Annotated in this window: 10 protein-coding genes and 1 riboswitch; of the genes, 9 read left to right on the plus strand and 1 reads right to left on the minus strand. The window is 70.8% G+C overall.

Going from position 1 to position 13105, the window contains the following annotated elements; genetic code table 11:
• Positions 1 to 115 precede the first annotated feature (115 nt).
• From BMH31_RS02400 to BMH31_RS02440, 9 genes are all read left to right on the plus strand, one after another.
• Positions 116 to 1834 carry an amidohydrolase gene (locus tag BMH31_RS02400; protein ID WP_099747339.1) on the plus strand — a complete coding sequence of 573 codons (1719 nt, stop codon included), beginning with the start codon at positions 116 to 118 and terminating at the stop codon, positions 1832 to 1834.
• On the plus strand, positions 1831 to 3465 hold the full coding sequence (locus tag BMH31_RS02405; RefSeq protein ID WP_241898097.1) for an ABC transporter substrate-binding protein: 1635 nt from the start codon (positions 1831 to 1833) through the stop codon (positions 3463 to 3465). The genes BMH31_RS02400 and BMH31_RS02405 overlap by 4 nt, the downstream gene beginning before the upstream one ends.
• Positions 3465 to 4508 carry an ABC transporter permease gene (locus BMH31_RS02410; protein WP_099722537.1) on the plus strand — a complete coding sequence of 348 codons (1044 nt, stop codon included), beginning with the start codon at positions 3465 to 3467 and terminating at the stop codon, positions 4506 to 4508. Before BMH31_RS02405 ends, BMH31_RS02410 begins: the two co-directional genes overlap by 1 nt.
• Positions 4505 to 5377, plus strand: a complete 873-nt coding sequence (locus BMH31_RS02415) for an ABC transporter permease (RefSeq protein ID WP_241898098.1) — start codon at positions 4505 to 4507, stop codon at positions 5375 to 5377. Before BMH31_RS02410 ends, BMH31_RS02415 begins: the two co-directional genes overlap by 4 nt.
• Positions 5374 to 7047, plus strand: coding sequence for an ABC transporter ATP-binding protein (locus BMH31_RS02420; protein WP_099722538.1), 1674 nt, complete (start codon positions 5374 to 5376; stop codon positions 7045 to 7047). Before BMH31_RS02415 ends, BMH31_RS02420 begins: the two co-directional genes overlap by 4 nt.
• Before the next feature lie 91 nt (positions 7048 to 7138).
• Positions 7139 to 7309, plus strand: a riboswitch (M-box (ykoK) riboswitch).
• Between the two features lie 316 nt (positions 7310 to 7625).
• On the plus strand, positions 7626 to 10439 hold the full coding sequence (gene mgtA, locus BMH31_RS02425; protein ID WP_099722539.1) for a magnesium-translocating P-type ATPase: 2814 nt from the start codon (positions 7626 to 7628) through the stop codon (positions 10437 to 10439).
• A gap of 12 nt (positions 10440 to 10451) precedes the next feature.
• Positions 10452 to 11159 (plus strand): MgtC/SapB family protein, encoded by a 708-nt coding sequence (locus BMH31_RS02430; RefSeq protein WP_099722540.1) that lies wholly within the window; start codon positions 10452 to 10454, stop codon positions 11157 to 11159.
• Positions 11160 to 11305: 146 nt separating this feature from the next.
• Positions 11306 to 11866: a DUF308 domain-containing protein gene (locus BMH31_RS02435; RefSeq protein ID WP_099722541.1), complete on the plus strand. Its 561-nt coding sequence runs from the start codon at positions 11306 to 11308 to the stop codon at positions 11864 to 11866.
• 104 nt (positions 11867 to 11970) lie between these two features.
• Positions 11971 to 12555 (plus strand): peroxiredoxin, encoded by a 585-nt coding sequence (locus BMH31_RS02440; protein ID WP_241898099.1) that lies wholly within the window; start codon positions 11971 to 11973, stop codon positions 12553 to 12555.
• A 135-nt stretch (positions 12556 to 12690) separates the two neighbouring features.
• Here BMH31_RS02440 and BMH31_RS02445 read toward each other — a convergent pair whose 3' ends face one another.
• Entirely contained in the window at positions 12691 to 13077 is a 387-nt protein-coding gene (locus BMH31_RS02445; RefSeq protein ID WP_099722543.1) for a DUF1304 domain-containing protein, read from the minus strand.
• Between the last annotated feature and the right edge of the window lie 28 nt (positions 13078 to 13105).

Raw genomic sequence — 13105 nt, forward strand, 5'->3', positions numbered from 1 at the left:
GATTCAATCACTACAGCGTCACACGTCGTCAATTCGAATGTCAATGACATTGACATGAGCCGTGACTCCTGCGTATGGTGCTGCTGAATCGATGACGATCAGCCCGGAGGACGCCATGCCCGAAACCGCAGCCCGCACCGCCCAGCCCGAGACGGGACCGGGCGCGCCCCGGGTCGACACCGTCCTCGAGAACGGCTGGATCTACACCGGCACCGAGGAGACGCCGCACCGCGGCGGCATCGCGATCGCCGACGGCCGGATCCTCTCGACCGACCCCGCCGAGGTCGCCCGGCTGGCCGAGATCGCCGCCGAGCGGATCGACCTCGCCGGCCGCCTGCTCGTCCCGGGCTTCCAGGACGCCCACGTGCACCCCGTCAGCGGCGGCGTCGAGCTGCTCAGCTGCGACCTGACCGGCTGCGATACGGCCGAGGAGACCGTCGAGACCATCCGCGCCTACGCCGAGGCCCACCCCGAACTCGACTGGATCCTCGGCGCCGGCTGGTCGATGGACATGTTCCCCGGCGGCACCCCGACCCGCGAACTGCTCGACGCGGTCGTCCCCGACCGCCCGGTGCTCCTCGAGAACCGCGATCACCACGGCGCGTGGGCGAACTCCCGCGCGTTCGAGGTCGCCGGGATCGACGCGCACACCCCCGACCCCGCGGACGGCCGCTTCGAGCGCCGCCCCGACGGCACCCCCGCGGGCACCGCGCACGAGGGCGCGATGAATCTCTTCGACCACGTGCGCCCCCGCCCGACCGAGGACGCCGCCTACGCGGGCCTCCTCGCGGCCCAGGACTACCTGCTCTCCCACGGCATCACCGCGTGGCAGGACGCCGCCGTCGGCGTCTTCATGGGCAGCCTCGACACCCTCCCGATCTACCGTCGCGCGGTGCGCGAGGGCACCCTGGCCGTCCGGGTGCGCGGCGCCCAGTGGTGGGATCGCGCCAACGGCGAGGGCCAGCTCGCCGACGTCCTCGCCCGGCGCGACGAGGTCGCGGCGGAAACGGATCCCGATCGCTTCTCGATCGCGAGCGTCAAGGTGATGGTCGACGGCGTGGCCGAGAACCAGACCGCGGCCATGCACGACGCCTACAAGGACCCGCACGGTCACACCACGAGCAATCGCGGCATCTCGTTCTTCGACCCCACCGAGATGACCGAGTTCGTGACCGAGCTCGACGCGAACGGCGTCCAGGTGCACTTCCACGCCCTCGGCGATCGCGCCGTGACCGAGGCGCTGAACGCGCTCGAGGCGGCCCGGGCGGCGAACGGCGACACCGGCAACCGGCACCACCTCGCGCACTTGCAGCTCGTGCGGCAGGCCGATCTGCCCCGCTTCGCCGAGCTCGGCGCGACCGCCAACCTGCAGGCACTCTGGGCCTGCCACGAGGACCAGCTCGACCAGCTCACGCTGCCGTTCCTGCGCGACGACGCCGAACGCGACCACTACCCCTTCGGCGAGCTGGTCGCTGCCGGCGCGCAGCTCGCCGCCGGCAGCGACTGGTCGGTGTCGACGCCCGACCCGATCGCGGCGATCCACATCGCGGTGAACCGACGTTCTCCCGGGTCCGAGCTGTCGCAGCTCGGACCCGACTCGCAGAAGCTCACCCTGAAGCAGGCCCTCGACGCCTACACGCAGGGCACGGCACGGGTGAACCACCTCGACCACGCGACCGGAACGCTCGAGCCCGGCAAGTACGCCGACTTCGCGATCCTCGACCGCAACCTCTTCGAGCTGCCCGCGGCCGAGTTGCACGGTGCGCGGATCGACGAGACCTGGATCGACGGCGCGCGCCGGTTCCGCCGCGCCGCGGACGGGGCGGTCGCGTGAGGCGGCGGCTGAGCCGCGCGATCGCCGGGGCCGGCGTCGCGGCGGTCGCCCTCGCCGCGCTCACGGGCTGCGGCCAGAGCGCGGTCGGCAAGCAGGCCGGCAGCTACGAGCTCACCGCGCACACGCCGGCTGCGAAGGGCGGCATCGACTCCTTCACATGGGCGCTCGCGACCGAGCCGTTCTCGCTCGACCCGGCCTACGCCTTCGACTACGCCGACAACACCGTGCTGTCGAACATGTGCGAGTCGCTGCTGCGCTGGAACTCGGACCTCTCGGTCTCGCCCGGGCTCGCGACGAAGGTCGATCACCCGGATCCGCAGACCTGGGTCTACACGATCCGCGAGGGCGTGAAGTTCCACGACGGCAGCCTCATGCGCCCGAGCGACGTCGTGTTCTCGCTCGAGCACCACCTCGACCCCGAAGTCGGATCCTTCTGGTTCGACACGTTCAAGAACGTCGACTCGATCCGCCAGACGAGCGCCGATCAGGTCACGGTGCACACGAAGATCCCCGATCCGTCGTTCAACAAGCTGATGTCGGCCGCGCCGGGCGTCGTGTTCTCGGAGAAGGCCGCGAAGGCGGCCGGACGCGACTACGGCAACGCCTCCACGGGCGTCGACTGCACGGGCCCCTTCACATTCAAGGAGTGGCGCTCGGGCGAATCGATCACGATGGAGCGCTTCGCCGACTACTGGGATCCCGAGTACCGGGCGAAGGCGGAACAGGTGCGGTTCGTGATCCTCAACGACCCGAATGCGCGCGTGAACGCGCTGCGCACGGGCGAGATCGACGGATCCTGGCAGGTGCCGACCAACGCCATCGACCTGATGCGCGCGAGCGACACCGGAAAGATGTACTTCGGCGTCAACACGACCGTGCAGAGCCTCATCGTCGGCGACATGCAGGGCCCGCTCGGCGACGTGCGCGTGCGCAAGGCGCTCGCGCTCTCCCTCGACCGGCAGGCCCTCATCAAGGCTGCCGTGCAGGGGTACGCGAAGCCCACCGATGCCCTGACCACCAAGTCGGTCTGGACCGACGCGAGCTCCGAGACGATCACCCGGGCCTTCGACCAGCTGCCGAAGCTCGACTACGACCTCGCCGAGGCGAAACGCCTCGTCAAGGAGGCCGGAGCCGAGGGCAAGAAGATCACCTACGTGACCGCCCCCATCGACTCGTCGTTCGATGTGATCTCGCAGGCCGTCGCATCGGCGGGCAAGGAGATCGGGCTCGACATCCGCATCGAGACCCGCACACCCAACGCGTACACGCTGCTGTTCTCGGACCCGAACGCGGTCAAGGGCGTCGACCTGTTCACCACGCAGTGGTACCTGTCGAGCACCGATCCGCTCGAGATGTACGCGGTGATCCGCACCGGGGAGTTCTCGAACTACGGCCACTGGTCTGACCCCGCGTACGACGCCCTCACCAACCGCGCGCTCGTCACCGACGACGGCGGCGAGCGCGCGAAGCTCTCGGCACAGGTGCAGCGGCTCGCCACCGAGCAGCTGCCGTGGATCCCGCTGTTCGAGATCCCCACGGGCCTGTGGCTCGGCAAGAAGATCACGGGCGTCGACCCCTCGATCTCCTACATGTACGCGCCGTGGGCCGCGAAGATCGGAAAGGCGGACTGATGCCGCAATCGCAGACCACCGAGACGGCGACCCGCGCCGTCCGGCTCCAAGAGGCTTCGCGGGCGAAGGGCGGATCCGGCGCCGGTGCGCGCACGGCGAAGTTCATCGGCGGCCGGGTGCTGGGCCTCGCGGCCACCCTCTTCGCCGCGTCGCTCGTCGTGTTCTTCTCGCGCTTCGTCGTGCCGGGCGATCCCGCCCGCTTCCTGCTGCGCGGCCGCAGCCCGAGCAAGGAGGCCATCGCCGAGGTGACGAAGCAGTACGGCCTCGACAAGTCGCCCGTCGAGCAGTATCTGAACTGGATCGGCGGCGTGCTGCACGGCGATTTCGGCCGCTCCTTGCAGTACCGCGACGCGGTCTCGAACGTGCTGCTCGACCGGCTGCCGGTCACGCTGCAGCTCGTCGCGCTCGCGGCCGTGTTCATCACCGTGTTCGGTCTCGCGGCGGGCATCATCGCGAGCCTGCGCCGCGGCCGCTTCACCGACCGCGCGATCCTCATCTCGTCGACCGCGCTGGGCGCGATCCCGTCGTTCGTGATCGCGATCCTGCTGATCGCGCTGTTCGCGGTGCAGCTGGGCTGGTTCCCGTCGTTCGGCAGCGGGGATCCCGGCATCGACCGCTTCGGCCACCTCGTGCTCCCCGCGCTCGCGCTGGGTCTCGCGTTCGTCGCGCTCATCGCCCGCGTCACCCGCTCGTCGATGAACGAGCAGTTCGTACGTGAGCACGTCGAGGTGGCGACGAGCCGGGGCCTCACGAAGCCCTCGGTGCTCCTGCGGCACGTGCTGCGCAACGCCATCAGCCCGATCCTGCTGGTCAGCGGCGTGCTCGTCGCCGGCCTGCTCGTGTCGAGCTCGATCGTCGAGCAGACCTTCGGGCTCTCGGGCATCGGATCGCTGCTCGTGCAGTCGGTCGACCGGCTCGACTTCCCCGTCGTGCAGGCCATCGTCATGATCGTCGTCATCGCCTTCGTCACGGTGAACACGATCGTCGACCTCCTCCAGCCGCTGATCGATCCGCGCATCGCCGCGGGAACGGAGACCCGATGAGCACCGCACCTCTCACCGGAACGCGGGCCCTCACGGTCCCCGTCAAGCTGAAGCGCCGGCGCCTGCTGACGCCCGTCGGCCGGATCTCGCTGGGCTTCGTCGCCGTCGTGGTCGTCGCGGCCGCGCTCGCGCCGCTGATCGCGCCGTACGACCCCGACCACGTCGATCTGCAGAACGTGCTCGCGGGCCCCTCCGCCGCGCACTGGTTCGGCACCGACTCCCTCGGTCGCGATCTGCTCACGCGCGTGCTGTTCGGCGCGCGCACCTCGCTCATCGGGCCGCTCATCGTGGTCGTCGGATCCACCGTGCTGGGCCTCGTGCTCGGCCTCGTCGCCGCATGGCGCGGGGGCTGGGTCGACGCGGTGCTGTCGCGGGTGTTCGACTTCCTGTTCTCGTTCCCCGCGATGCTGCTCGCGATCCTCGCGGTCGCGCTGTTCGGCAAGGGCATGTTCGCACCGGTGCTCGCCATGACCATCGCCTACGTCCCGTACGTCGCCCGGCTCGCCAGAGGCCTCATCGTCGCGGAGCGCGCCCGCCCCTACGTGCAGGCCTATCGGGTGCTCGGGTTCCGCAGCAGCTGGATCGCGTTCACGCGCGTACTGCCCAACGTGGTGCCGACCGTCGGCGCCCAGTCCACCCTCAACTTCGGCTACGTGCTCGCCGACCTCGCCGCCCTGTCGTTCATCGGTCTCGGCGTGCAGGCGCCGACCGCCGACTGGGGCTCCATGATCAACGAGAGCCGCGGCGCGCTCATGAGCGGCGACCTGCTGCCCACGTTCGTCCCCGCGCTCGTCGTCGTGCTCGTCGTCGTCGCGATCAACGTGATCGGCGAGGAACTGTCCGACCGCATCGGAGGCAACTTCTCATGACCGAACTGCTGCAGATCGACGATCTGACCCTGCGCGTTCCCGGCCGCGGGCCGCTGCTGCACGGCGTCTCGCTCACGGTGGGCTCGGGCGAGGCCGTCGCCCTCGTCGGCGAATCCGGATCAGGCAAGTCCCTCACCACCCGGGCCGCGCTCGGCCTGTTCCCCGAGCAGGCGAGCCTCACGGGCTCGGTGCGGGTCGACGGCGTCGACACCGTCACGGCCGATGCGGGGGCGCTCCGCCGGATCCGCCGGGTGAAGGCCTCGATGATCTTCCAGGATCCCCGCTCCGGCATCAACCCCGTGCGCACCGTCGGCGACTTCCTCACCGAGACCCTCGTGCGCTGGCACGGGCTCTCGAAGGCGGACGCCGCCGCCCGCGCCGTCGCGCAGCTCGAGCAGGTCGGGCTCCCCCGCGCCGCCGCGCTGCTCGACCAGTATCCGCACCAGCTCTCGGGCGGCATGCTGCAGCGCGTCATGATCGCCGCGGCCCTGCTCGACGAGCCCGAGCTGCTGCTCTGCGACGAACCGACCACGGCGCTCGACGTCACCACCCAGGCGGGCATCGTCGAACTGCTGCGCGAGCAGCAGCAGGCGCGCGGCATGGGCATGCTCTTCATCACCCACGACCTCGGCCTCGCCGCGTCGCTGTGCGAGCGCGTCGTGGTGCTGCGCGGCGGCCTCGTCGTCGAGGAGGGCGCGACCGCCGACGTGTTCCGGGACCCGCGCGAGACGTACACCCGCGAGCTGCTCGCGGCGACGCCCCGCATCGACCTCGACCGCTTCGGCGACGCGGGCGGCGCACCGGATTCCGCCGGTGCGGCCGGTTCCGCCGGTGCGGCCGGTTCCGCCGGTGCGGCCGGTTCGGCCGACGGCGTCGTGCCCGAGATCGTCGCCGAGGGCATCGTCAAGCGCTACCGGATCCCCGGCCGCGACGACGTCGTCGCCCTCGACGGGGTGAGCTTCGCCCTCGAGCGCGGCGGGTCCCTCGGCATCGTCGGCGAATCGGGCTCGGGCAAGTCGACCCTCGCGCGGATCCTCGTGGGCCTCGAGGAGGCCACCGAGGGCGAGCTGACGATCGACGGCACCGTGCGGCCCCAGCGCCCGCTGAACACCGCCGAGCGCCGCCTCTTCGCCGCGACCACGCAGATGGTGTTCCAGGATCCGTACCTGTCGCTCGATCCCCGCATCGCTGTCGGCCGCGCCGTCTCCGACGTGGTGCGCCTGCACCGCGGCCAGAACCGCACCGACGCCGAGCGCACGGCCACCGAGCTGCTCGGCCGGGTCGGGATCCTGCCCGAGCACCTCGCATCGCGACCCAAGGGGCTCTCGGGCGGGCAGCGGCAGCGCGTCGCACTCGCGAAGGCGCTCGCGGCCTCGCCCTCGATGCTGGTGCTCGACGAGGCGACCAGCGCGCTCGACGTGTCGGTGCAGGCGCAGGTGCTGTCGCTCGTCGAGGAGGTGCGCGACCAGTTCGGCCTCACGATCGTGTTCGTCTCGCACGACCTCGCGGTCGTGTCGCGCATCTGCGAGCACACCCTCGTGATGCAGCGCGGCATCGCCGTCGAGCAGGGTCGCACGGCCCGGATCCTCGGCGCACCGCAGGATCCCTACACCGTGCAGCTGCTCGAATCGCGGCCGCAGCCCCTGTGGGAGCGCGAACTGGCCGCGTAGCGACGCTGCCCGAGCGCTCGAGGGGCGCGATCCGGACGTCGTCCACGACGCCGGGTTGCGCCCCTCGTGCGCTCGGGGCTACTCTGTCGGCGTAGCGCTTCGTTCGGCGAGGCTCCTGCGTGAACACAGTCCGCTCATCCCACGACGTCGAGAGACGCCCAGGCTGAGGACAGGCCTTCCCGGCTTAAGGGTCGGCCCCAAGCGGATTCCGAACTCTTCGGATACGTCATGCAGTGCCAAAGCTCTGACGTGGGGGTGTTCGCTCGGAACCATCGGTTCCGGCCCGCTCGATCTGTCGAGCGCTGCCGAGCCGAGGAGGTGACCCGTGAGCGACGACCATAGTCGATCTGCCGACCCGCACGGCGCCGCCTCCGAGCGCCCCGCCGAGCCCCGCTCCGCCGCCCAGGCCTGAGCGCGGACTCGGCTCCGGCGCCGAAGCTCTTCACGAGCCCGGCCCCCGCCGTGCGGATCGAGCGAGACGACCTCGTTCCCCTCTCGTTCCGACGCTGCCTACCGGCGCGCGCCGCTCTTCGGCGCGCCCGCGATGAGCCGCGTCCGCGTGCAAAGGACCGCGCATCATGACCTTCCGCATCGATCCGACTCCGACGGATCAGACCCCCATCATCAGCCCCGGCCAGGAGGCCGCCGCGACCCGCACCGACGTGCGGCCCGGCACCCCGCCCCGGCCCGAGAAGCCCCGCCGCGCGCGCACCGCGCGTCGCGGCCGCACCGCCGACGCCCAGGTCGACACCCGCCTGCTCGCGCAGGCCATGACCGCGACGCCGAAGGCGGCCCTGCGGCTCGTCGACGCCGACCGCCACGGTCTCACCCCCGACGAGGTCGCCGAGCGGCTCGATCGCTTCGGCACCAATGAGGTGCGCCATTCGCGACGCCTGCCGCCGATCCTGCAGTACCTGAAGACCCTCGCGAACCCCTTCATCCTGATCCTCATCGGGCTCGCCTCGATCATGTTCGTCACCGACGTCGTGCTCGCCGACCCGGCCGAGGGCCCCGACTTCACGGGCGTCATCACGATCAGCATCATGGTGCTCGTGAGCTCGGGCCTGCGGTTCTGGCAGGAGTACCGCTCGGGTCGCTCCGCCGACAAGCTCGCGGCGCTCGTGAGCACCACCGCGGCCGTGACCCGGCTCGTGGGCGGCGTGCCCGTGACCGGCGAGCGCCCCATCGAGCAGATCGTGCCCGGCGACATCGTCGAGCTCGCCGCCGGCGACATGCTGCCGGCCGACGTGCGGCTGATCCGCACCAAGGATCTGCAGGTGAACCAGGCGATGCTCACGGGCGAGGCGCTGCCCGTCGAGAAGCGCGCGGAGGCGGCTCCTGATCCGAGCGACCCCCTGCAGGCCGAGAACCTCGGCTTCATGGGCACGTCGGTCGTGTCGGGATCCGGCACCGCGCTCGTGCTGCAGACCGGCGACCGCACCGCGTTCGGCGGCCTCGCCGCCTCGATCCAGGGCGCGCGCCCGCAGACCGCGTTCGACCGCGGCATCTCGAAGGTCACCTGGACCCTGATCCGCTTCATGGCCGTCGTCGTGCCGGCCGTGTTCATCATCAACGGCCTCACGAAGGACTGGGGCAGCGCGTTCCTGTTCGCCGTCGTCACCGCCGTCGGGCTCACGCCCGAGATGCTGCCGCTCGTCGTCACCGCGAACCTCGCGAAGGGCGCCCAGCTCATGGCGAAGCGCCGCGTCATCGTGAAGCGCCTGCCCGCGATCCAGGATCTCGGCGCGATGGACGTGCTCGCGACCGACAAGACCGGCACGCTGACCGAGGACCGGATCGTGCTCGAGCGGCACCTCGACACCGCCGGGCGCTCGAGCGACCGCACGCTCGGCTGGGCGACCGCGAACGCGCACTTCCAGACGGGGCTGCGCAACCTGCTCGACGAGGCGATCCTGCGTGCCGCCGGCGACGACCTCGACCGCACCGTCGGCCGGTTCCAGCTGGTCGACGAGATGCCGTTCGACTTCGCGCGCCGCCGCATGTCGGTCGTCGTCGCCGACCGCGACGTGCACACGATCGTGACGAAGGGCGCGGTCGAGGAGATCCTGAAGATCGCCGAGTGGGAGCTCGTGCGCGGCGAGCGCCGCCCGCTGAGCGACGAGCGCCGCAGCGAGATCGACGCGCTCGTCGCCGAGCAGAACGCGCTCGGCATGCGCGTGCTCGGCGTCGCGATCCGCGAGATCCCGGTCGACGGCGGCCAGGGCGACATCTTCGAGTACGCCGTCACCGACGAGCGCGAGATGACCCTCGTCGGGCTCCTCACGTTCCTCGACCCGCCGAAGAGTTCGGCGAAGCCCGCGCTGCGCAGCCTCGCCGCGCACGGCATCGACGTCAAGGTGATCACGGGCGACAACCCGCTCGTCGCCGCGACCGTGTGCCGCGAGGTCGGGATCGACGCGACCCGCGTCGTGCTCGGCGAGGAGACCGAGGGGCTCTCGCTCGAAGAGCTCGGCGAACTGGCCGAGCGGACGCACGTGTTCGCGAAGGCGAATCCGGCGCAGAAGGCGCGCATCATCGAGGCCATGCGCGAGCACGGCCACACCGTCGGGTACCTGGGCGACGGCATCAACGACGCCCCCGCGCTGCGCACCGCCGACGTCGGCATCTCGGTCGACACCGCCGTGGACATCGCCAAGGAGTCCGCCGACATCATCCTGCTCGAGAAGGACCTGACCGTGCTCGAGGACGGCGTGATCGAGGGCCGCCGCACCTTCGTGAACACCATGAAGTACCTCAAGATGACCGCGTCGTCGAACTTCGGCAACGTCTTCTCGGTGCTCGTCGCGAGCGCGATGCTGCCGTTCCTGCCGATGATCCCGATCGTCGCGCTGATCCAGAACCTCGCCTACGACCTGTCGATGCTCACCCTCGCGTGGGATCGGGTCGACCGCGAGCAGGTGCGCAAGCCCCGCGTGTGGGAGGCCGACAGCCTCGCCAAGTTCATGGTGCGCATCGGGCCGCTGTCGTCGATCTTCGACCTCACGACCTACGCGCTCATGTGGTTCGTCTTCGCGGCGAACAGCCCCGCCCACGCGGCCCTGTTCCAGTCCGGCTGGTTCATCGAGTCGATCATCTCGCAGACGCTCATCGTGCACCTGCTGCGCACCCGCCGCCTGCCCTTCGCGGGCCTCTTCGAACGCCGCAGCGGCGGCGCCCCGGGATCGCGTCCGGGCACGGCACTGCTCATCGCGACCCTCGCCGTGTGCGTGTTCGGCCTCGTGCTGCCCTTCACCGGATTCGGGGCGACGCTCGGGCTCGTGCCGCTGCCGTGGACCTACTTCCCCTGGCTGATCGGCACCCTCGTCGCGTACTGCCTCGTGGTCGAGTTCGCGAAGCGCCGCTTCGTGCGCCGCTTCGGCGTTTGGATCTGAGCGGAGCCGCGCATGGATCCCATCGATCTCGCGCTGCGCATCGCCGTCGGCCTCGGCCTCGGGGCGGCGATCGGGCTGGAGCGCCAGCTCCGATCCCGCACCGCGGGCGTGCGCACCAACGCGCTCGTCAGCCTCGGCGCCGCCCTCTTCGTGATCATGGGCGCGTTCAGCTTCGACGGCGCCGGGGCCGACCCCACCCGCGTGGCCGCCCAGATCGTCTCGGGCATCGGCTTCCTCGGTGCCGGCGTGATCATGAAGCAGGGCGCCTCCGTGTCGGGGCTCAACACCGCGGCCACGCTCTGGGCGTCGGCCGCGGTGGGCGCCCTCTCCGGCGGCGGGCTGCTGCTCGTCGCCGTAGGCGGCACCGCCGCGATCATGCTCTCGAACACGCTGCTCCGGCCGCTCGGTCGCCTGCTCGACCGCCGCGGCGAGCGCGCGCTCGAATCCGTCGCGACCGAGTACGTGTTCGTCGTGCGGTCGGTCGCGGCCGCCGAGGTGTCGGTGCGCTCCGCCGTGGTGCGGGCGCTGCAGCGTCCGGAGTTCACCGTCCACTCGCTCGAGGCCAGCGACCTCAGCGACGGGCAGGTGGAACTCACCGCGCGCATGACCGCGCTGGAACGCAATGACGGATTCCTTGAGGAGGCGATCGCCGACGTGGTCCCCATCGCCGAGGTCACCTCGGTGCGGTGGCACGCGACCGAGCTGCGCGGGGAGGACTGATCCCGATCGTTCTGCGGCCTCCCGTGGCCGCGATCCCGGTGCGCGGTTCGTGCCGGGATCACGGCCGTTCCGCGGCCCGCGAACTGCGGGCCGCGGCTCAGGCTCCGCCGCTAGGCTCGGCAGCAGAACGAGCAGGGAGGCCCGCTATGACCTGGGAAGTGGTACCGGAGAGCACGGGACCGCGCGCCGAGACGCGTCGATTCCCCTGGTGGATCCTGCTCGTCGTGGGCATCCTCGTGACCGCGGCCGGCGTGGGCCTGCTGTTCTGGCCGTTCATCGCGGCCAGCTGGTTCCTCGTGGTCGTGCTCGGCTCGGCGCTCATCGCGAACGGCCTCGCGATCCTGGTCCGGCGCCCCTCGGGCGCGGCCGTCGCGGCGGGGATCGTGCTCATCGCGGGCGGCGTGCTCGCGATGGTCTTCTCCGACTTCACGGTGACGGCGCTCGTCACCTTCGTCGGCGTCTCGGTGCTGTTCGTCGGGGCGTTCTGGCTGGTCCTCGCGATCCGCGCCGGCGGTCGCAGCGGGCTCGTGCTCATGCCGGCGATCCTCGCGATCCTCGCCGGTGTCGTCACGCTCGTCTGGCCCGACTTCGCGCTGAAGTTCGTCGCCGTGATCGCCGGCATCTTCACGCTGTTCATCGGCATCTCGCTGATCCTCTCGGCTACTGCGTTGCGCAGGCTGCTCGCCTCCGGCACGCGCGCGCCCTGAGCTCCCGATCCGCCCAATCGGCCTGATCCGCCTGATCCGTCCGTTCCGCACAGATCCCCACCCGTTCCCCGCCCGTTCCGTCCCCGCAGCGAAGGATGTCGACGATGACCGACCCGCTCACCGATTTCACCAGCCTTCCCGCAGGGCTGCCAGTGCCCGAGGACGACGGTGCCGCGGCGCACCTCGTGGGTGCGGTGCTGCCGCCGCTCGCCCTGCATACGAGCTCGTGCGAGACGGTCGCGCTGCAGGATCTCGGCCCCGGCCGCACGGTGATCTACCTGTACCCGATGACCGGCCGCCCCGGTGTCGCGCTGCCCGACGGCTGGGACGAGATCCCCGGCGCGCGCGGCTGCTCCACCGAGGCGTGCGACTTCCGCGACCACCACGCCGAACTCGTCGAGGCGGGCGCGGCGCGGGTGTTCGGGCTGTCGAGCCAGGACCCCGGCTACCAGCGGGAGGCCGCCGAACGGTTGCGCCTGCCGTTCCCCATGCTCTCCGACCCCGAGTTCGACCTCGGCGAGGCGCTCGACCTGCCGACGTTCGCCGCGCCGCCGCACCCGCGCCTCTACTCGCGGCTCACGCTCATCGTGCGTGACGGACGCATCGAGCACGTCTTCTATCCGGTGTTCCCGCCGAACGAGCACGCGCAGCAGGTGCTGGGCTGGCTGCGGGAGCACCCGGTGGCGTAGGGCGCGGGTCTCGCGCCTCTCGACCGGACCCAAATTGACCTTTCCTCGCGAGGAATGGTCAATTTGGGTCCGGTCGATGCGCGTGGCGAGTGCACACACGCGGGCACGCGGGCATGCGCACCCGCGCTCATCCGATCAGCCCGCGAGCAGTCCGATCGCGAGCACGGCGACCGCGAGCAGCGGGATCGTGCCCTGCTTGATCGCCGCGGCGCGCTTCCCGGGCGACGAGACGAACAGCACGAGCGCCGCCGCGAGCATCGATCCAGTGCCCGCGAAGACCAGCGCGTAGCCGACGCCGGCGGCGGGCCCCACGAGGATGATCCCGATCACCGTCACGATCGCGAGGAACAGGTTGTAGAAGCCCTGATTGAAGGCGAGCTCCTTCGTCGCTTCGGCCTCCTCGGACGAAGTTCCGAAGGTCTTGAGCGCGGCTGGCTTCGTCCACAGCACCGATTCGAGCGCGAAGATGTAGACGTGCAGCAGCGCGGCGATAGCCGCGAGTACGAGTCCGGCGATGATCATCAGGGTCTCCTCGGGTCGTCCGATGTCT

Source organism: Leucobacter sp. OLIS6, from assembly GCF_002752355.1.
Lineage (GTDB): Bacteria > Actinomycetota > Actinomycetes > Actinomycetales > Microbacteriaceae > Leucobacter.

Coding starts and splice junctions, on each gene's coding strand:
- BMH31_RS02445 (WP_099722543.1), bottom strand. CDS start 13,077: ATGATCATCGCCGGACTCGTACTCGCGGCTATCGCCGCGCTGCTGCAC.
- mgtA (WP_099722539.1), top strand. CDS start 7,626: ATGACCTTCCGCATCGATCCGACTCCGACGGATCAGACCCCCATCATC.
- BMH31_RS02400 (WP_099747339.1), top strand. CDS start 116: ATGCCCGAAACCGCAGCCCGCACCGCCCAGCCCGAGACGGGACCGGGC.
- BMH31_RS02415 (WP_241898098.1), top strand. CDS start 4,505: ATGAGCACCGCACCTCTCACCGGAACGCGGGCCCTCACGGTCCCCGTC.
- BMH31_RS02435 (WP_099722541.1), top strand. CDS start 11,306: ATGACCTGGGAAGTGGTACCGGAGAGCACGGGACCGCGCGCCGAGACG.
- BMH31_RS02420 (WP_099722538.1), top strand. CDS start 5,374: ATGACCGAACTGCTGCAGATCGACGATCTGACCCTGCGCGTTCCCGGC.
- BMH31_RS02410 (WP_099722537.1), top strand. CDS start 3,465: ATGCCGCAATCGCAGACCACCGAGACGGCGACCCGCGCCGTCCGGCTC.
- BMH31_RS02430 (WP_099722540.1), top strand. CDS start 10,452: ATGGATCCCATCGATCTCGCGCTGCGCATCGCCGTCGGCCTCGGCCTC.
- BMH31_RS02440 (WP_241898099.1), top strand. CDS start 11,971: ATGACCGACCCGCTCACCGATTTCACCAGCCTTCCCGCAGGGCTGCCA.